The organism is Brevundimonas sp. UBA4553 (assembly GCF_002387245.1).
In the GTDB taxonomy this organism is placed as follows: domain Bacteria; phylum Pseudomonadota; class Alphaproteobacteria; order Caulobacterales; family Caulobacteraceae; genus Brevundimonas.
Genome location: NZ_DGLD01000021.1, coordinates 85,718 through 104,655, shown reverse-complemented (window position 1 = coordinate 104,655; position 18,938 = coordinate 85,718). Strand labels below are relative to the sequence as shown.

Sequence of the window (18,938 nt, the reverse complement as noted above, 5' to 3'; positions counted from 1 at the left end):
CCCCGACGTTGACGAAACGCCGATATAATAACCTTTAACCTCCAAAAAAAAAGGGCGACCGTGAGGCCGCCCTTCCAAGAACTCAGAGATGAAAGGGCAGATCAGCCCTCGTCTTCTTCCTTCAGCAGCTCTTCCTTCGAGATCGGCGTGTCGGTGACATCGGCGACGCCGACGATCAGGTCAACGACCTTCTCTTCATAGATGGGCGCGCGCAGCTGGGCGGCGGCGTTCGGGTTCTGGCGGTAGAAGTCCAGCACCATCTTTTCCTGACCCGGGTAGTTGCGGGCCTCGGTCATGATGGCGTTCGACAGTTCCTGATCCGTCACGCCGACGTTGTTGGCGCGACCGATTTCAGCCAGCACCAGACCCAGGCGCACGCGGCGCTCGGCGATCTTCTTGTACTCGGCCTTCAGTTCGTCTTCCGACTTCTTGGCGTCTTCCTCCGGCAGGCGGCCGGCGTCCTTGTCAGCCGACACCTGGGCCCAGATGCCTTCGAACTCGGCGTCCACCATCTTCGGCGGCAGAGCGAAGTCGTGGGCTTCGTCCAGTTGGTCCAGCAGGGCGCGCTTCAGCTTGAAGCGGGCGGCGCCGGCGTACTGCTGGTCCAGATTGGCCTTCAGCAGCTCTTTCAGCTTGTCCAGCGACTCCAGACCGATGCGGGTGGCGAACTCGTCGTCGATCTTGGCTTCGGCCTCGGCCTTGATAGCCTTGACCTTGATGTCGAACGTCGCGGCTTTGCCGGCCAGGTTCTTGGCTTGGTACTCTTCCGGGAAGGTGACCTCGATGGTCTTCTCTTCGCCGACCTTGGCGCCCTTCAGCTGCTCTTCGAAGCCCGGGATGAAGCGGTTGGAGCCGATCACCAGGTCTGCGTCTTCGGCCGAACCGCCTTCGAACACTTCACCGTCCAGCTTGCCGACGAAGTCGATGGTCAGTTGGTCGCCTTCGGCTGCCTTAACCGACTTGCCGGCTTTATCCTCGTAGGACTTGGCCTGCGAGGCCAGTTCCTTCAGAGCTTCGTCCAGATCCTCGTCCGACGCGGTATAGGTCGGGCGCTCCAGCTTCAGGGTCTTGGGGTCGACCGGCGTGAAGTCGGGCATCACTTCCAGCGACATTTCGTAGGCCAGGTCTTCCTGACCGGCGATGACCTTGTCCATGTCCGAGATCAGCTTCATCTCAGCCGGAGCGGCCGGGCGCAGCTTGGCCTCATCCAGAGCCTTCTGGCTGGTTTCGTTCAGCGAGGCGTTGATGATTTCGCCCATGAAGTCACGGCCGAAGGTCTTCTTGACGTGGGCGGCCGGCACCTTGCCCGGACGGAAGCCCTTGAGCTTCATCTGCGGCGCGACTTCCTTGATGCGCGCTTCGAGCTTTTCGTTCAGCTCGGCGACGGGAATGGTCACCGCGATCACGCGGCTGAGGCCTTCGTTCGACTTTTCGACGACTTGCATGGTCGGGATTCTGACGCTCTGTGGCGACGCCGAACGGCGCGCGCGGTGGATAAAGCAATAGGGCCGCCCTTTTTGGAGCGGCGCCTCGAAGCCCGCCCTTATGTCGAGAAGGGGCCGAAAGGTCAACGCGCGCGGGTTCCTTTGGCGTCATCGCCTCGCTATCTGGGAAGCATGAGCCAGCCCACCTCCCCGATAGGCGTCTTCATCACGCCGGTGACGCCCCTGCAGCAGAACTGCACCACGGTCTGGTGCACGAAGACGAACAAGGCGGCGGTCATCGATCCCGGTGGTTCAACCGATGCGATTCTCGGCGAAATCGCGCGACGAGGTCTGACGCTGGACGCCATCTGGATCACCCACGGCCATCTGGATCACGCCGGGGATGCGGCAGCCATGCAGGAAAAGACCGGCGTCGACATCATCGGCCCTCACGTCGAGGACCAGTTCTGGATCGACCTCATCCCCACCCAGAGTCAGAAATATGGCCTGCCCGAGGCACGCACCTTCACCCCGACGCGTTTCCTTTCGGAAGGCGACGTCCTGTCTCTGGGTGATACCCGCTGGGAGGTTTTCCACTGCCCGGGCCACACGCCGGGACACGTCGTCTTCTTCAATCGCGAGGCCCGCTTCGCCCAGGTCGGCGACGTCCTTTTCCAGGGCTCGATCGGCCGAACGGATTTTCCGCGCAGCGATCATGGGGCTTTGCTCCACGCCATCACGACCAAGCTCTGGCCGCTAGGCGACGACGTGACCTTTGTGCCGGGGCACGGCCCCCACTCCACGTTCGGGGCCGAACGCCGCACCAATCCCTACGTCTCGGATCAGGCGATGGCGCGTGCGCCGCTCGCCCGTCCGGCGTCTGGCCCCGCTTGATCTAGCGAGCAGCCAGCAGGCCGATGATCACGCCGATGCCCAGGGCGTAGAGGCTCGCGCGCACGGGCTCATCGCGAATGGCGTCCCGCGCCCTTTTGACCCGCTGATCCGCCCAGACGCGCGCCTGTGCAGCATCTTCGCGCACGGCCTCGTGGATAGGCAACGGCCGAACGTCCTTGGCGAGAATGGCGTCGGCCTCCTGTTCCAGCCGCTGAGTTTCCGTTGCGGCGCCGTTGATGATGTCCTCTGGCAGGACGGACGTGCGGGGCTCAGCCATGAGCGATCTCCTGAGGTGTCGGGTTGTTTTTGAACCCGTCGATCCGCTGCCGGTTCCTGATCGAACCACCTTCTCTGCCCGGACGTTGGTGTCGTCCAACAGGGAGAACCGCATGACCTATATCGAGCCTGACACGCCGGACGGGGCGCCCGAAATCCAGCCGCCCTCGACGCCAGAACCCGATCTTCGACCCGGAGAAACTCCCGAGGAGTTGCCTCCGCTCGAACCGGGTGGCGGGCGACCCGGCGATTCCCGCCCCCACGACTGACCGCCCACAGAACAAGGAAATCGTTCTTGTTCGGAACCACGGCGGCGGCGCCGGGTTCTTTTCCGCAAGCGCCACCGTCTTTGAAAGGAACAGCCGAATGGCCGAAGGTCAGCCCACCCGCGGGTCCGGTGTTTCCAAACGAGGATTCGCCTCGATGGATCCGGAACGCCAACGCGAGATCGCCCGTAAGGGCGGGGCTAGCGTCCCGAGCGAGAAGCGCAGCTTCTCCCAGGACCGTAGCCTGGCCGCTCAGGCCGGCCGCAAGGGCGGCGAGGCCTCGCACGGCTCCCGCAACAAAACCGACACCGACAAGGACAGCGACACGCCTCCGAAGGGCTGAGCGCTCCAAAGACCACAATATTCAGGCGGCGTGCCGGGCACGCCGCCTTTTTTCTGTCTGAACGGATCAGGACGACAGAAGGGCCAGGGCCACCGAGGGACTGTCGCTGATCTCGAAAGCTTCGAGACGCCACCCCGCCGCCTGGGCCAGCGCCTCGACCGAAGCCTGGTCGAACTTGCGCGAGCTCTCGGTATGGATCGTCTCGCCTTCGGCGAATCGGAACGCCAGCTTGCCCAGATGAACCGTCATGGGTCGCGCCGCTCGCAGGTGCATTTCCATGCGCGAACGCTCGGCGTTCCAGACGGCGACATGTTCAAAGGCGTCGAGCGCAAAGTCCATGCCCAGTTCGCGGTTGGCACGAACCAGCAGGTTCCGGTTGAACGCAGCGGTCACGCCCTGGGCATCATCATAAGCGGCGACCAACAACTCAGGCGCCTTGGCCAGATCGACCCCCAGAACGAACAGACTCCCCTCGCCCAGAACCTGGCGCGCCGACTTCAGCAGCGACACAGCGGCTTCCGGCGTCAGATTGCCGATCGTCGACCCCGGGAAAAACCCAATCCGTCGACCCTGCCCGGCTTCGACCGGCGGCGGCGACAGATGCTCGAAGTCCCCGACCACCGGCAGGACCGTCAAGTTCGGGTAGTCAGCCCGGATACGCTCGGCCGCTTCATTCAAGGCGGTGGCGCTGATGTCGATCGGCACATAGGCCGCCAGATCTTGCGCGGCGTCCAGCACGACACGGGTCTTCTCGCTGGCGCCGGAACCCAGCTCGACCAGAACAGCGCCAAGACCGAACCGCTCGGCCCATTCCGGCATGACCCGCCGCAGCAGCGCCGCTTCCTGACGGGTCGGATAGTATTCAGGCAGTTGCGTGATCTCCTCAAACAACCGCGAACCCTCGGCGTCATAAAACCACTTGGGCGCCAACGTCTTGTCGCGCCGCGACAGGCCCTCGATCATTTCCTGTCGAAAGGCCTCATGCGTGTCCGGGGCATCGACCAGCGCCTTGTCCGTCGCCAACCGGACCCCGGCGAACATCCACCGCTGATGCGGATAATAGAAGTTGCGATAGCTCGGACGGGCGTGTCCCTCTGGCGTGGCGAAGGCGCCTCCGCGAAGGACCATCTGATTGGCCATGAACTTGCCGTTGTATTCCGCGGCTGTTCCTGGAGTCGCTGCAAACGCCGGATAGGGAAGATAGGCGCTGGCCGTCCACTGCCACACTTCGTTTCCCAGATTGGAAAAGCGGGCCGGCTCAAGCTGCGCAGCGCATTCCCATTCGGCCTCGGTCGGCAGACGTCGTCCTGCCCAGCGCGCGTAGGCGTCCGCCTCATAGAAGCTGACGTGTCGCACCGGCATGGCCGGATCTATGGGACGTCGCCCGGTCAGGGTCATGGCGCTCCATCCCTCGGGCTCCTCGCGCCAGTATAGCGGCGCGGTCCACCCCTCCGCTTTCACCTGCGCCCATCCGTCGGACAGCCAGACCTCCGGCCGCCGATAGCCGCCGTCCTCGATGAAGGCGATCCACTCCTGATTGGTCACCAGATCCGCAGCAAGCGAGAAGGGCTCAAGCCAGACACGGTGCCTCGGCTTTTCGTTGTCGAACGCGAATCCGTCATCGCCGGCGCCGATGCTGGTCAATCCGCCTTCACACTGAATCCATCCGCCCTTCGGGTTCTCCACGGGTCCGCCGCGTGGCTCGGTCTCATAGGCCTCGGGATCCAGCGGCGAGCGGGCCATCAGGTTCAACAGATCCATCAGGAACAGCTCCTGATGCTGCTGCTCGTGATTGAGGCCCAGCTCGAACAGGTAGCGCTCCTCCTGATCGCCGAGGCCAGCCAGCAGGCGCGCCTCCATGCGCCGATCGATTTCCTTGCGGTAAGCCATGACCTCGTCGAGCGAAGGGCGGGTCATCAGCCCCCGCTCGCTCCGCGCCACGCGCTGGCCCAGCGCCTCGTAATAGGAGTTGAGCAGCGCCTGGAGACGCTCGTCGACGGTCACGTAGTCCGGCGCTTTCGCGAGAATCATGGCCTCGAAGAACCAGCTCGTATGCCCCAGATGCCATTTGCCGGGACTGGCGTCGGGCATCGCCTGCCCCGCCAGATCCTCGACCGAAAGGTTGGCGGCGAGTTGCGGCAAACTCGCTCTATGCCTTCGATATCGCTCGACATCCTGCTCGACGATCTCGGCAAGCCTGAGGGGTAGGTTCATTCGTCCAGATCTCATCCAACACTCGGTCCACCAACCTTGTGAATGCCCGCTGGTCGATGCCGGTTCCGGCCAGCGCCCCTGTTCTGGGACCACGGAACGGTCGTCGTCGGGACCGCGTTCCTGCCTCACGTCGTCCGATCATGGCCGGCGTCAGAACTTCAGGATCCCCGTTGCATGCCCCATGTTCGCGTGCCCGACGGGCCGCAGGACAAGGGCCCCGTTCGCGTCTCCGCCGCCCCCGACGGCATTGTGGACCCGTCTGATTGGCGCCGGGCCATCAACGGATACCTGCCCTCCTTGCGCGCCTTCGCCTTCACCCTGTCCCGGAACTCGGCCGACGCCGACGATCTGGTGCAGGAGACGCTTACCAAGGCCTGGGCGCACAGGGGTCGGTTCGAGCCTGGCAGCAACCTTCGCGCCTGGCTTTTCACCATCCTGCGCAACAGTTGGTACACGGGCGCGGCCAAGCGACGCCGCGAGGTGGCCGATGAGGAAGGCCGATACGCCGCCGGCCTGACTGCGGAGCCCAGTCAGGAATGGACCGCCGAACTGACGTCCTTGCGCGCGGCTCTGAACGCCCTGCCCCCCGAGCACCGAGAGGCCATCGTCATGGTCGGCGCGGCCGGGCTTTCCTATCAGGAAGCGGCCGACATCTCGGGTTGCGCGGTGGGCACGATCAAGAGCCGCGTCAACCGCGCGCGTCACCGCCTGGCCGCGCTTCTGGACATGGAGGTGCCCCTCGAAGCTGTCCAAAATGTAATCGAGGATGGCAGCTAGGCAGGAGGAACACGGCTCAATCTACCCGGTTTTAGATGCAGACCTGGGAGAATCGACCATGATGAACCCCCTCCACACCCAACCGGGCGCTTCGTCCGATCCGAACGCCCCAGACTCATCCAACAACCCGCCGCAGGCCAGGAAAGTCGGGTTCGCCGACTGGCTGAGGCAGCGTTTCGGCGCCAAACCCCGCACCGCCACAGCGAAAACTTCTTCATAAGCGACGTGACCGAAGGCGGCATCGGCTCGCACCACCGCCAGCAGGTCTTTCGCCAGGAAAAGCGGCACTGATCTTGTCTGATGATTACGCGACGGGTTTCGGCCGGCGGCCGCCCCGTCGCGCAACCTGTCAGCGACGCAGACCGCCATGCTTGGCGTATTCCAGCCGGGCGATAGTCCGATTGTGCACCTCATCCGGACCATCGGCGATCCGCAACGTGCGGACCGTGGCGTAGAGCTCGGCCAGCGGAGTGTCGCCTGATACGCCAGCGCCGCCGAAGGCCTGGATGGCGTCGTCAATGACCTGAAGCGCCATCTTGGGGGCCGCCGTCTTGATCTGCGCGATCTCCGACTTGGCGTTCTTGGCCCCGACCTCGTCCATCATCCACGCCGCCTTCAGCACCAGAAGACGGCACATCTCGATATTGGTCCGCGCCTCGGCCACGCGCTGCTCCCACACCGAATGTTCCGCGATCGCCTTGCGGAAGGCGGTGCGCGTCAACAGCCGCTCGACCATCAGCTCCAGCGCGCGTTCCGCTGCCCCGATGACGCGCATGCAGTGGTGGATACGGCCCGGACCAAGCCGCCCCTGGGCGATCTCGAAGCCCCGCCCCTCGCCTGCGATCAGATTTTCGATCGGCACACGGACGTTCTCCAGCACCACCTCGGCGTGACCGATCGGCGCTTCGTCGTAACCGAAGACCGACAGCATCCGTTCGACGCGGAAACCGGGCGTGTCCGTCGGCACGATGATCTGGCTCTGCTGCTGGTGCGTCGCCGCCTCGGTGTCAGTCTTGCCCATGACAATGGTCATGGCGATGTTCGGGTGCGCCATGTTGGTGGACCACCACTTGCGGCCGTTGATCACATAGTGATCGCCGTCGCGAACGATGCTGGTCTGGATATTGGTGGCGTCGGAGGACGCCACCTCCGGCTCGGTCATCAGGAAGGCCGAGCGAATCTCGCCCGCCATCAGCGGCTTCAGCCACCGCGCTTGCTGCGCGGCGTCGCCGTACATGTGCAGGACTTCCATATTGCCGGTGTCAGGGGCGTTGCAGTTGAACACCTCGGCCGACCACAGCCGCCGCCCCATCAACTCGGCGAGCGGCGCGTATTCCAGATTGGTCAGCCCCGCGCCGTGCTCGCCCGGCAGGAACATGTTCCACAGCCCCGCCTCCCGCGCCTTGGCCTTCAGCGCCTCCATCACCGGGGCCTGGACCTTGGGGTTGGCGTGAACCTGGGCGCGGTATTCCGCCTCGGCCGGCACGACATGGGCGTCGATGAAGTTCGAGAGACGCTCGCGCCACATCAGGCCGCGTTCGGAGGGGGCGAAATCCATGGTCGTGTCCTCAAGTCCTTAACCGCGCTTCTGCGAGCGCCGATAGCAAAACGGCGCGGCCCCGATGGAGCCGCGCCGTCCTTGTTCTGGTTTCCTAGAAACGCATCAGCGTTTCAGCAGCGGCGCCAGCTTCTGGGCGATCATCATGTCGCCCGCGATCTTCAGCTTGCCCTGCATGAAGGCCATCATCGGATCCAGCTTGCCTTCCGACAGAGCCACGAAGTCGTCCCACTTCATCGAGACGGTCGCGTCGGCGGGCTTGTCTTCGTTCGTCACCGAATTCGGCACGGACGCGCCGTCGATGAAGATCTTGCCGACATCGCCGAGGTCCAGCTTGACGGTCTTGCCGAGGCCGGAGTTTTCGCCCACGGCGTTACGGATGTGATCGGTGACGGCGTTGAGGTCCATGTGCGTCTCTCCCAAGAGCAAGTTTGAGGCGCAGGGGTAACCCGCTGCGAAGGCGGCGCCAAGATCACGCAAGGGAAGGCATATGGTCGCCCTCCCTCGCCCGGCTTCAGAAGCCGACCCCCAGCGTCGCCACCAGACGATCATCGCTCAGATCGCCGTCCACGTCGGTGCCCCAATAGCGCAGGTCGAGCGAAATCTTTTCGGTGACCCCAAACTTCACGCCCGCATTCCAGGTCGAATAGTCGTCGCCCACGTCCAGGTATTGCTTCCCGTAGGCCCCGGTCAGGTTGATGTTGTCCCTCAGCGCGTAGCCCAGGTTGCCCTCGACATAGGACGCCTGTTCGTCGGCGCCGAAAAAGTCCGGCGAGTAGTAGATCGCCGCGCCCGCGGTCAGCGGACCGAATCCGCGCGAGACCGCGGCCTTGAACTCGACATTGTCATAGTCGGCACCGTTGGGTGCGCCGACATAGTGATAGGCGATGACCCCGACATTGAAATCGAAACCGCCGCTCGACACGGCGACGCCGCCGTAGATGTCCAGTTCGGCGTCCGTGTCATCGCCGAAGTCCACCTGCGACGCCCAGGCGCCAACGTAAAAAGCCCCCGCCGTAAGATCGATGCCTCCTTGGACCGCCGGACTGGTGTCCGTCTGACTGAACCCGCGGAAGACATAGTCGCTGGTGATGGCCGCGTTGAAGGCGACCTCCGGTGTGACCTGGGCCTGGGCCTGCCCCGTCCCCACAGTCAGCGCCAGCAGTGAAACGCAAGCAAAAGCAACTCTCATGACATATCCCCTCAACGTCTGATTGTTATTGGCTAAGCCTACTCATCCGGCCGCTGGTGGAGCGCGGTCGGGTCTTGGTGAGCGGAGGGTTGGACGCGACGTGCGACCGCCGCGTCCCGCCCCCTCGCCGTCAGACTGCGTCCAGCACTTCGCCGTGAAGGTGCGCGTCCAGACCTTCCGATTCCTGTTCGTCGGTGACGCGCAGGCCGGTGGTGTATTTGCAGATCAGCAGGATGATCAGGGTGCCGACCGCGCTCCACAGGATCGTCCAGACCAGGCCCAGGGCCTGGGCCCCGATATTGGCGCCTTCCGACAGACTGTTGATCGCGGTGGAGGCGAAGACGCCGGTCAGCAGGGCGCCGACCAGACCGCCCGCGCCGTGCAGGCCGAAGGCGTCCAGGCTGTCGTCATACTTGAGCAGCTTCTTCAGCCAGACCGACGAGACATAGCAGGCCGGACCGGCGATTAGGCCGATGACGACCGCGCCCTTGGGATCGACGAAGCCAGCCGCCGGCGTAATAGCGACCAGACCGGCGACAACGCCCGACAAGACCCCGATCAGCGACCACTTCTTCTTGTAGACGACCTCGACGAACTTCCAGGCCAGCGAGGCTGCGGCCGCCGCCAGCAGGGTGTTGATCAGGGCCGCGCCCATCAGACCGTTGGCGGCGCCCGCCGAACCGGCGTTGAATCCGATCCAGCCGACCAGCAGCAGCGAGGCGCCGATCATCGTCAGCACCGGATTGTGCGCCGTGATGGGCTCGACGCCGTAGCCCTTCCTCGGCCCGAGGAACAGGGCGCAGACCAGACCCGCCACGCCTGAGTTGACGTGCACCACCGCGCCGCCGGCGAAGTCCAGAACGCCTTGCGCGCCCAGGAAGCCCCCGCCCCAGACCCAGTGGGCGATCGGGGCGTAGACGATCAGCGACCACAGGGCCGTGAACAACAGCATCCCCGAGTACTTCAGCCGCTCAGCGAAGGCTCCGGTGATCAGCGCCGGCGTGATGATGGCGAAGGTCAACTGGAACGACACCCAGAGGAACTCCGGTATGCCCGGCAACAGGCTATGCGCCGTATCGACCGTCACCCCGTTCAGGAACAGGGCGTCCAGACTGCCGATGTACTGATTGATCCCCTCATCGCCATTGGTGCCGAAGGCGATGGTGTATCCGGCGATGAACCAGGTCAGCGAAACCACCGCAAAGGCGGCGACAGATTGGGTGATGGTGGCGATTACGTTTTTGCGGCGCACCATGCCCCCGTAGAAGAGAGCCAGACCCGGCAGGGTCATCAGCAGGACCAGGGCGGTGGAGGTCCCCAACCACGCCGTGCCCGCCGCATCCAGCTCCAACGGAACCTGATGTGAAAACAGCGCCGGAGCAGGCTCCGACGCTGTTACAGCGGCACTGGCGACATTTGCGACGGCGGCGGCGTCAGGCGCTGCGAGCGCCGCTCCCACCGCGAACAGGCCGCCGGTTAGACAAAGCAGGGCCACAAGCCCCGGTAAGCTGTTCTTGAACTGCGTCATGCGCGTATCCCCTCATGCGTTTCGCAGCTGCGAACTGTTTATTGCAACTGCGAACTCGACAAGAGGGAAAATGCGGCCAGCTGAGAATTTTTAACCCTGGCGTCATGAACCGTGCGAGCGACAAGAGTTCTTTTCTCCTCAGATTTACGAAACGCCACACGGATATCGCCACAACGCCCAACAAGCGGGGCGGTTATCGCAAATCGGCCTGCAGCTCGGCGCATCCTTCATCCCGGCGATAAATTCGGAAATCTTCGCCAGCAGACGCGACAGAACGCCCACAGCCCTCGCCCGGCTTTGCGGGGAAGGCGACTGGCTTTCACGATGGCGGGAAGTTCTGGCGGAGACGGAGGGATTCGAACCCTCGGTACCCCTTACAGGGTACGACGATTTAGCAAACCGTTGCCTTCAGCCACTCGGCCACGTCTCCGGCAGGCGGCGTGGATAGCGAGTCATTTGATCCGGCGCAACGGGGGAGCTGAAATCTATCGCGTTAACGGGGGATAGACGCACAGCATGCAAAGAAATAGCGGTTGGAAAGCTGCTGGATCATACTGTTCGCGTCATGACGTCCGCCGAAAATCTTCTTCCTGCTGCGGACGGCGCCGATCTCGGGGTTAGACGCGTCCGCGATTCCGCCAAAAACGCGCGCGATTCGGCGGCCTCGGCGGGTCGAGCAAGGCGCGGCCCCTTCCGGCCGGACATCTGGCTGAACACGCGCCAGCGCAACGCCGCCCGGCGCAGGGTCTTCTATTTCCGCTCCCTGGATGTTCTGGCTCTCTGCATGGCGGTGATCGCAGGCGTGGCCCTGCTGTCGAACGGCGCCCCGCTGACCGCGCGTTTAATGGACGCCGCGCCGCTGGCCGTAGGCGCCTGGGCGATCCTGAGCCTGCTCCGCTCGCTCGGCCTCTACGGCTTCGACAGGGGCCACGGCTTGCGGTCACATATCGCCGCCATCGTCTGCGTGGTCGCCATCGGCGCCATCGTGACCCTGGCTCTGGGTTTCATCCTTCACGGGCAAGGCGCCACGCCGTGGGACGCCTATGGTCGTTGGCTCGTGGGCGTTCTGATCCTCCTGCTGGCGCTTCACCTCGGCTGGAGCCTTCTGGTGGCGCATTGGCGGCGCAAGGGCGCGCTGACGCCCAACATCGTGTTGGTCGGCGCCACCCGTCACGCCGAGCGGCTGATCCAGGAAGCTCTGCAACGCCGCGACCTCAACGTCCTGGGCGTCTTCGACGACCGGCTGGCGCGTTCGCCTGACGCGGTGGAAGGCGTGCCGGTTCTCGGCGAGGCGGACGCCCTCATGAACCATCGCCTGACTCCTTATGTGGACTGCATCGTCCTCGCCATCGATCCCAAGGCGGAGGCGCGGGTGCGCGACCTGACAGCCCGCCTGAACGCCCTGCCCATTCGCCTGACGCTGCTGGTCGATCCCAAGACGGCTGAACAACGCAACGCGGCGCTGGAAAAGCTGTCGCAAGCGCCGATGGCCCCGCTCGATGGTCCGGTCGATCCGGATCGGCGCGCTTTCAACAAACGGCTGCAGGACCTGGCCCTGGCGGCAACCGGCCTGCTGCTCCTGTCGCCGCTGCTGCTGATCATCGCGGCGCTGGTTCGGCTCGACAGTCCGGGCCCGGCCCTGTTCCGCCAGCGCCGCCACGGCTTCAATCAGGAAGAGATCGTGGTATGGAAGTTCCGCTCCATGCATCACGCCGCCGCTGACGCCACCGCCAGTCGCCAGGTGACGGCCGACGACGACCGCATCACCCGGATCGGCCGTTTCCTGCGGGCGACCAGCCTGGATGAACTGCCGCAACTGCTGAACGTCCTCCGGGGCGAGATGTCCCTGGTCGGCCCCCGCCCCCACGCCATCGGCATGAAGACCGGCGCGGTCGAATCCGCCCGCCTGGTGGCCGACTACGCCCACCGGCACCGCATCAAGCCCGGCATGACGGGTTGGGCGGCCGTAAAGGGATCGCGCGGCCCCATGCACACAGCAGCCGAGGTCCGTCGCCGGGTTCAGCTCGACATCGATTATATCGAACGCCAGTCCTTCTGGCTGGATCTGTGGATCATTGCGGTAACCGTTCCCGTTCTGCTCGGCGACCGGATGTCGGTGCGCTGATGTTCTGGCGCGGGGTGCTGGGCTATCTGCCCGCCAATATTGTTCAGGGCGTCGTCGGTTTCCTGGCGATCATCGTCTATACGCGCCTGCTCAGCCCCGAGGATTTCGGCCGCTACGCCTTGGCCTTCTCGGTCATGACCATGGCCCATGTCGCCACCTTCAGCTGGCTGGAGGCCGCCATGGCCCGCTTCTGGGCGGCCCAGCGCGACGGGGCCGACATGGCCAGCCATTTCGCCAGTCTGTATCGCACCGCCTTCTTCATGATCGGCCTGTTCCTGCCCCTGGCCGGCCTGGCGATCTGGTTATGGCCCATGCCCGAGGGGTTTCGCCTGCCTATCGCCGTGGCCCTGCTCGGCATCCCGGTCCGCTGCCTGACCAAGCTGGCGCAGGAACGCTATCGCGCGGCGGGCGAGGTCCGAAAGGCCGCCAGCCTCGACATCTGGAACACCCTGGCCGGCTTCGGCGTCGGTGCGGCCTTCGCCCTGTCCGGCGGCGGCGCCGCCTCCCCGCTGGCGGGGCTGCTCATCGCCCCCCTATTCGCGCTGCCCTTCATCCTGCCGGCCGAACTGAGCGAGGCCCGCAAGGGGCGCGTCGACCGCGAGCGACTGAAGAGCTACGCCGTCTACGGCTATCCGATCGCCGCATCGCTGGGTCTGGCCCTGGTGCTGGCCTCGACCGATCGCTTTCTGCTGGCCCTCTTCATGAACGAGGCGGCGGTCGGCGCCTATCACGCGGGCTACAGCATCGCCAACCGGACGCTTGACGTCCTGTTCATCTGGCTCGGCACGGCGGGCACGCCGGCCCTCGTCATGGCGCTGGAGCGCGGCGGGCGCGCGCAACTGGCGACGGCCGCGCGTGAACAGGCTTCGACCCTGATCCTGATCGGCCTGCCCGCCGCCGTGGGCGTCGCCCTGGTGGCCCGCCCCCTGGCGGAGTTCATGATCGGCGAGGATCTACGTGACGCCGCGACCCTGGTGACGCCCTGGGTCGCCCTGTCGGCCCTGCTCTCGGGCCTGACGGTCTACTACTTCCATCAGGCCTTCACCCTCGGACGCCGCACAGGCTGGCTGCTGGCGGCCATGAGCGTGCCGGCGCTGTCCAACATCGCGCTCAACATCCTGCTCATTCCGCGCTTCGGCGTTCTGGGCGCAGCCTGGGCCACGGCGGCCAGCTTCGCCATCGGCCTGGTCGCCTCCTGGGCCATGGGCCGCCGCATCCTGCCGCTGCCCCTGCCGTGGAAGACGCTGTTCAAGTGCAGCCTTTGCGCCGGGGTCATGGCGATCGCGGTCTGGTTCCTGCCTCCCATCGGCGGCTTCCCCGAGTTGATGCTGGACGCCTCGGTCGGCGCGACTGTCTACGGTGTCTGCGCTTTCGGCCTGAACGCGGGCGGCGTGCGCGACCTCGCCCGGCGCCTTCGGGGCGTGCTCCAGGCCAGGAGAGCCGCCGCATGAGCCAGTCTCCCGCCATCCACGACAACGCTGCCTGGGCCAACGCCGCCCCCGAACTGTCGGTGCTGATTCCCTTCTACCGCGACGATCCCGAGTCCCTGATCGCCAGCCTCGACCGGGAGGCCGGCGCTCTGAACGGCTCTGTCGAAATCGTCCTGCTCGACGACGGCGCACGAGACACGGCGCTCATTACGCGCCTGGTCGCCCGGATCGAGGCGTGCGACCTGCCCATCCGCCTTATCTCCCTGTCGTCGAACGAAGGCCGCTCCACCGGGCGCAATCGACTGGCGGCCGCAGCGCGCGGGTCCAGCCTGCTGTTCCTGGACAGCGACATGCGTCCTGACCACTACCGCTTTCTGCAGACCTGGTCCGACCTGGCGCGCGCGGGTCAGACCGCTGTGGCGTTCGGCGGCTTCTCCCTGCTTCAGGCCCCAGAAGACGCCCGCTTTGCGGTCCACCGCAGCATGGCGGCGCGATCCGACTGCCTCCCTCGCGAGCAACGCGCCCTACAGCCGGAAAAGCACGTCTTCACTTCCAATCTTCTGGTCCGTCGCGACGTTTTCGAGGCCGAGGCCTTCGATCCCGGCTTCACGGGATGGGGCTGGGAGGACGTCGAATGGGCCATGCGCGTCTCACGCCGGTTCAAGGTCGAGCACATCGACAACCCTGCCACCCACATGGGCCTGGATACGGTCGAAAGCCTCGCCGCCAAGTATGAACAGTCGGCGCCCAACTTCGCGCGCGTGGTCGCGCGGCACCCCGATTTCGTGTCCGCCTATCCCAGCTATCGCGTCGCGCGCCGCCTTCAGACCGTGCCGGGCCTGCGAACGATCCGTCCCCTGTTCAAGCAGGCGGCGCGATCGTCCCTCCTGCCGGTCCGCCTACGCGCCTTCAGCCTGCGCCTCTACCGCGTCGCTCTCTATGCGGAGGCGATATGATCCAGCCCTACACGCCCGACGTCAGCCTGGCGGGCAAACTGCGTCGCCGCGTCGCCCGCCTCACGCACCGTCGTCCGGCGTCGATCGATCTTCGCCGCCCGGTCGTCAGCTTCACCTTCGACGACATCCCCGCCAGCGCCGCCCATGCCGGAGCAGAGGCCCTGGAACGGCATGATGCGCGCGGCACCTTCTACGTCTGCGCCGGACTGTTCGGGCAGGAAGGGCACATGGGACGCTTCGCCGCCGCCGACGAAATCGGCACCTTGGTCCGCAAGGGCCACGAGGTCGCGGGCCACACCCACAACCACGTGGACTGCCATCGCACATCGTCAAACGACCTGAAGGCGGACCTCGACGCCAACGACGACGCGCTGCGCGCGCTGGGCTCTCCGTCGCTTCATTTCGCCTATCCCTATGGCGAGGTTTCGCCTCGATCCAAGAAGCAACTCGCCGCACGCTACGCCTCCCTTCGCGGCGTCCACAAGGCTCTGGTCCACGACGGCGATGACCGGAATCAGTTGCCCGGCGTCGGCATTGAGGGCGCAGACGGCGAGGCCGTCGCTCGCGCCTGGATCGACCGCGCCGTCGCCGAGCAAGCCTGGCTTATCCTCTACACCCACGACGTGCGCGAGGCACCGTCGCCCTGGGGCTGCACTCCGGCCGCCCTGGATCGGCTGATCATCCACGCCCGCGCCCTCGGCTGCGACATCCACACAGTCGGCGAGGTGCTGGGCGCATGAGGCCCGACGTCGCTGTCATCATTCCGACCCTGCGCCGCCCCGAAAGTCTGGAGCGCGCCGTCCGGTCGGTGCTCGCCCAGATCGGCGTCTCTGACCGCCTGAAGGAAATCGTCGTCGTCGACAACGATCCTCAGGCCAGTTCACGTGAACTGACCGCACGCCTCGCCGCCGACGCGTCCATCGCCATCATCTGGCGCCACGCTCCACGTCCCGGCGTGGCTACGGCAAGGAACGAAGGTCTGGCGGCGACGACCGCGCCTTTCATCGCTTTCCTGGACGACGACGAAGCCGCGACTTCGCGCTGGCTGGCCGCGCTTCTTGACGCACAGTCCCGAACCGGAGCCGACGCCGTCTTCGGCCCCATTCGCGGCCGTGTGCCAGAGCAAACCGGGTGGACCCGCCCCTATCTGGAACGTTTCTTCGGCCGCACTGGCCCCTGCGAGACCCGACTGATCGATATTCCCCACGGCTGCGGCAATTCCCTGCTGGTCCGCGCCACTGCCCTGCCGGGCGTCGCTCCCTTCAGCACCGCCGCCGATCAATCGGGGGGCGAGGACGATATCCTCTTCTCCGGCCTCAAGGCGCGCGGCGGTCGCTTCGGGTGGGCCGCTGACGCCTGGGTGGACGAGTTCGCGCCCGCCCATCGCGCGACGCTGCGCTACGCCCTCACACGGGCCTTCGCCTATGGCCAGGGCCCCAGCCAGACCGCCGCCGCCGCGCACGACTGGCCCACGGTCGCCCGCTGGATGATCATCGGCGCAGGACAGACCGTCGTTTGGAGCGTCGCCGCACTGGGCCTGTCGCTGATGGGCGACCCGCGACGCGCGGACATGCTGGATCGCTCCGCGCGCGGACTGGGAAAACTGTTCTGGATGAAGGGCCTGGAGCCCCATTTTTATGGTGAGCGCGAGCTGGCGCGTCTCGAACGCCAGACGTCGTCCTAGCCGGCGAGACGGCTCAGAATCGGCGGCGGCGCCCAGGTGGATCGGTTCATCACCACCCCGGCGATATGCCCGCCGACAGCATCGATCTCGTCGCGCAACACGACCGGCGCCCCGGCCGCGGTGGTCTCGGCGGCCACGACAATGATGGTTGAGTCCACGAACGGGGCCAGCGTGATGGCCGTATCGCTGCGGTCGGCCGCAGGGGTGTCGATGATGACGGTGTCGGCGTGGCCGCGCAGTGCGGACCAGTAGCGCGCCTCGGCCAGCGGCTCCACCCTCTGGCCAGCCCGGGTCAGCTCCATGTGGAAGCGTGTCACGAACAGCCGTCCGCCCAGACAGGCGCGGGCCGTCATCAAACGCGCCGGCGCCACCGGACGGCCGTCCCGCCCCCGCATTGGCGGCGTGACAGCGTAGAAGGCCGAGCCGTCCGGCGACGCCTGGACCGGGGCGGCCAGTCGGCCAAAGCGCTCGGGCTCGGCGGCGATCGCATCCATCTGTCCCTGCTGAGCCAGGTCGCCATCGATCAGCCAGACCGGACGCCTGGCCCTGACCGCCGCCAGCCGCGCGTATTCCCGCGCCACGGTCGAAACGCCTTCTCCCGAGGTGGCCGAGACGAATTGGATCACGCGGCCGCGATGAGCCGACGAGGGCCCCAACGCCGCCCACAGTCCCGCCATTTCCGTCGTCAGATCGACCATCGAATCGGTTACGCGCTCGCCCTCATCCCTTCAGCCTAGCATGGGCCGTGGATCAGACGCGCTTCATCGGGGCCACGGCCAGCACGGGAAGCTGCAACGTCCGGCTGGCGGTCGACGGCATCGAGAAGCCCTTGCGCAGGAAGACCCTCAGCAGACCGACGCACAGCGCCGTGAATCCCGCGAACAGGAAGGCCGCGATCAGCAGCAGCGCCTTCATGCTCTTGCCCTTGGACGGGGGCTGGGCCCGCTCGATGACGGTCACATTGTCCGCGCCGGCCTTGACCAGTTCGTTGTCGGCGCGGCTCTGGGTCTCACGCAACTGGAACTCACGGATCGAGGCCGACAGGACCTCACGATTACCGGACAGCGTGGCGTTGCGCGACTCCAGCTCGGTCAGACGCGCCTGACGCGCCCGCAGATCCACGACCTGCCGGTCCAGCACGGCCAGGCGCGCCGCCAGGGCGTCCCGCTCGGCTGCGGCGTTGATGCGGGTCGTCTCCAGTTCGACCCAGATGGGGTTCGGCCCGGTGCGGACCTCCTTGGCGCCGACCGCCGTGCCGGTGCCGACATAGGCTTGCAACTGGGCGATCTGGCTCTCGATCTCGCGCACCGGAGCCGCATCCGGCTGATAGCGGGCCAGCAGGGTCTCGCGCTGCGTGCGCAACTGCAGGATCTGGTCCTGCGCCGAGATGTTCAAATCCTGCTGCAGGGCGATTTCCGCCGGGGTCCGGTTCTGTTGCGCCACCAGGGTCGTCAGCCGCTGCGCCGCCTGGTTCAGCTGCGCCTGCACGTTCATCCGCTCAGCGAAGACCGACTGATAGGTGCCTGCCAGGGTCGCCTTGGCGGTCGCGAAGTCGCCGATGTCGTTGCTGCGCAGGAAGGATTCGTAGGCCCGGTCGGCGTCCGCCAGTTCGCCTTCGAACGTCTGACGCTGAGTCTGAATCGCCGGGGTCGCCCGGTCCTGAAACACTTCGCGGCGATAGGTCAGATACTGGTCGATGACCGTGTTCAGCACCCGCGCCGACAGGGCCGGATCGTCGCTCTTGTAGGACAGGCCCACGACAGGGCTCAACGGCGCGGCCGTCACGTCCAGACCGGCGTTGACGGCGCGAACGGCCGAGGCTTCCTGTTCCTGAGACGTCCCCGTGGCGGGATGCCCTTCCTGGAAAGTCTCCACGCCCAGGGCGCGGACGACGCGTTGCTTGACCTCCAGGCTGTTCAGGATGGCGGCCTCCGACTGCGCCACCTCCCCCGCAGCCGGCGGCGTCGCCCGGTCGGTCGCGCCCACGCGCGGCTGATAGACGTATTCCTGGCCCACGCCGACAAACAGACTGGCCCCGGCGGTGTAGGTCTTCTTCATCATCAAGGCCGCCGCGGCGCCGATGGTGAACAGGACCGCGAACACCAGAGCCATGATCCACAGCTCACGGAACAGCAGCGCCACGACGTCAACGACGCCGTATCGTGGCCGGGCTGCTGCATAGGCTGTCGAACGCATGAACAGGGCGAATCCATTGAAATCGTCGAAGGCAGCTTTGACGGCGGCGCGTTAACCACGCGTTACCCATAACCG

Annotated in this window: 18 protein-coding genes and 1 tRNA gene; 9 read left to right on the top strand and 10 right to left on the bottom strand. The window is 65.8% G+C overall.

From position 1 onward, the window contains the following. Positions 1-101 precede the first annotated feature (101 nt). Positions 102-1,445, bottom strand: coding sequence for a trigger factor (tig, locus tag B4A39_RS15655; protein ID WP_292037512.1), 1,344 nt, complete (start codon positions 1,443-1,445; stop codon positions 102-104). A 171-nt stretch (positions 1,446-1,616) separates the two neighbouring features. Between tig and B4A39_RS15650 the strand changes: the two genes are divergently transcribed. Then, positions 1,617-2,318: an MBL fold metallo-hydrolase gene (locus B4A39_RS15650; RefSeq protein ID WP_292037511.1), complete on the top strand. Its 702-nt coding sequence runs from the start codon at positions 1,617-1,619 to the stop codon at positions 2,316-2,318. 1 nt (position 2,319) lies between these two features. Here the strand turns inward: B4A39_RS15650 and B4A39_RS15645 are convergent, their stop codons facing one another. Next, positions 2,320-2,595: a hypothetical protein gene (locus B4A39_RS15645; RefSeq protein WP_292037510.1), complete on the bottom strand. Its 276-nt coding sequence runs from the start codon at positions 2,593-2,595 to the stop codon at positions 2,320-2,322. Between B4A39_RS15645 and B4A39_RS15640 the strand changes: the two genes are divergently transcribed. Both B4A39_RS15640 and B4A39_RS15635 read left to right on the top strand, forming a co-directional pair. Next, complete coding sequence (locus tag B4A39_RS15640; RefSeq protein WP_292037509.1) at positions 2,594-2,863, top strand: hypothetical protein; 270 nt, start codon at positions 2,594-2,596, stop codon at positions 2,861-2,863. The two genes, B4A39_RS15645 and B4A39_RS15640, sit on opposite strands and share 2 nt — an antisense overlap. 97 nt (positions 2,864-2,960) lie before the next feature. Then, a complete protein-coding gene (locus B4A39_RS15635) occupies positions 2,961-3,203 on the top strand; it encodes a general stress protein (protein ID WP_292037508.1) in 243 nt (80 codons plus the stop codon). Positions 3,204-3,269: 66 nt separating this feature from the next. Here B4A39_RS15635 and egtB read toward each other — a convergent pair whose 3' ends face one another. Then, positions 3,270-5,417: an ergothioneine biosynthesis protein EgtB gene (gene egtB, locus B4A39_RS15630; RefSeq protein WP_292037507.1), complete on the bottom strand. Its 2,148-nt coding sequence runs from the start codon at positions 5,415-5,417 to the stop codon at positions 3,270-3,272. Positions 5,418-5,591: 174 nt separating this feature from the next. Between egtB and B4A39_RS15625 the strand changes: the two genes are divergently transcribed. Next, positions 5,592-6,194, top strand: coding sequence for a sigma-70 family RNA polymerase sigma factor (locus tag B4A39_RS15625; protein ID WP_292037506.1), 603 nt, complete (start codon positions 5,592-5,594; stop codon positions 6,192-6,194). Between the two features lie 349 nt (positions 6,195-6,543). Here B4A39_RS15625 and B4A39_RS15620 read toward each other — a convergent pair whose 3' ends face one another. From B4A39_RS15620 to B4A39_RS15600, 5 genes are all read right to left on the bottom strand, one after another. Beyond that, positions 6,544-7,752, bottom strand: a complete 1,209-nt coding sequence (locus tag B4A39_RS15620) for an acyl-CoA dehydrogenase family protein (RefSeq protein WP_292037505.1) — start codon at positions 7,750-7,752, stop codon at positions 6,544-6,546. 105 nt (positions 7,753-7,857) lie between these two features. Then, positions 7,858-8,160 carry an SCP2 sterol-binding domain-containing protein gene (locus B4A39_RS15615; RefSeq protein ID WP_292037504.1) on the bottom strand — a complete coding sequence of 101 codons (303 nt, stop codon included), beginning with the start codon at positions 8,158-8,160 and terminating at the stop codon, positions 7,858-7,860. A gap of 106 nt (positions 8,161-8,266) precedes the next feature. Then, complete coding sequence (locus B4A39_RS15610) at positions 8,267-8,944, bottom strand: TorF family putative porin (RefSeq protein WP_292037503.1); 678 nt, start codon at positions 8,942-8,944, stop codon at positions 8,267-8,269. 130 nt (positions 8,945-9,074) lie between these two features. Then, a complete protein-coding gene (locus B4A39_RS15605; protein ID WP_292037502.1) occupies positions 9,075-10,472 on the bottom strand; it encodes an ammonium transporter in 1,398 nt (465 codons plus the stop codon). Between the two features lie 338 nt (positions 10,473-10,810). Next, positions 10,811-10,902, bottom strand: a tRNA-Ser gene (locus tag B4A39_RS15600). A 135-nt stretch (positions 10,903-11,037) separates the two neighbouring features. On the opposite strand from B4A39_RS15600, the gene B4A39_RS15595 reads away from it, so the two are divergent. From B4A39_RS15595 to B4A39_RS15575, 5 genes are read left to right on the top strand one after another with little or no spacing between them, the layout of a single operon-like run. Further along, on the top strand, positions 11,038-12,597 hold the full coding sequence (locus B4A39_RS15595; RefSeq protein ID WP_292037501.1) for an exopolysaccharide biosynthesis polyprenyl glycosylphosphotransferase: 1,560 nt from the start codon (positions 11,038-11,040) through the stop codon (positions 12,595-12,597). Next, positions 12,597-14,048 carry a lipopolysaccharide biosynthesis protein gene (locus tag B4A39_RS15590; protein ID WP_292037500.1) on the top strand — a complete coding sequence of 484 codons (1,452 nt, stop codon included), beginning with the start codon at positions 12,597-12,599 and terminating at the stop codon, positions 14,046-14,048. The genes B4A39_RS15595 and B4A39_RS15590 overlap by 1 nt, the downstream gene beginning before the upstream one ends. After that, the gene (locus B4A39_RS15585; protein WP_292037498.1) at positions 14,045-14,983 is read left to right on the top strand and encodes a glycosyltransferase family 2 protein; all 939 of its coding nucleotides are present in this window, start codon (positions 14,045-14,047) and stop codon (positions 14,981-14,983) included. Before B4A39_RS15590 ends, B4A39_RS15585 begins: the two co-directional genes overlap by 4 nt. After that, the gene (locus tag B4A39_RS15580; protein WP_292037497.1) at positions 14,980-15,723 is read left to right on the top strand and encodes a polysaccharide deacetylase family protein; all 744 of its coding nucleotides are present in this window, start codon (positions 14,980-14,982) and stop codon (positions 15,721-15,723) included. Before B4A39_RS15585 ends, B4A39_RS15580 begins: the two co-directional genes overlap by 4 nt. Beyond that, the gene (locus B4A39_RS15575; RefSeq protein WP_292037496.1) at positions 15,720-16,667 is read left to right on the top strand and encodes a glycosyltransferase family 2 protein; all 948 of its coding nucleotides are present in this window, start codon (positions 15,720-15,722) and stop codon (positions 16,665-16,667) included. Before B4A39_RS15580 ends, B4A39_RS15575 begins: the two co-directional genes overlap by 4 nt. Here the strand turns inward: B4A39_RS15575 and B4A39_RS15570 are convergent. Together B4A39_RS15570 and B4A39_RS15565 are read right to left on the bottom strand one after the other, a co-directional pair. Beyond that, positions 16,664-17,365 (bottom strand): hfsB, encoded by a 702-nt coding sequence (locus B4A39_RS15570; RefSeq protein WP_292037495.1) that lies wholly within the window; start codon positions 17,363-17,365, stop codon positions 16,664-16,666. The two genes, B4A39_RS15575 and B4A39_RS15570, sit on opposite strands and share 4 nt — an antisense overlap. Before the next feature lie 52 nt (positions 17,366-17,417). Then, positions 17,418-18,863, bottom strand: coding sequence for a GumC family protein (locus B4A39_RS15565; RefSeq protein ID WP_292037494.1), 1,446 nt, complete (start codon positions 18,861-18,863; stop codon positions 17,418-17,420). Positions 18,864-18,938 lie beyond the last annotated feature (75 nt).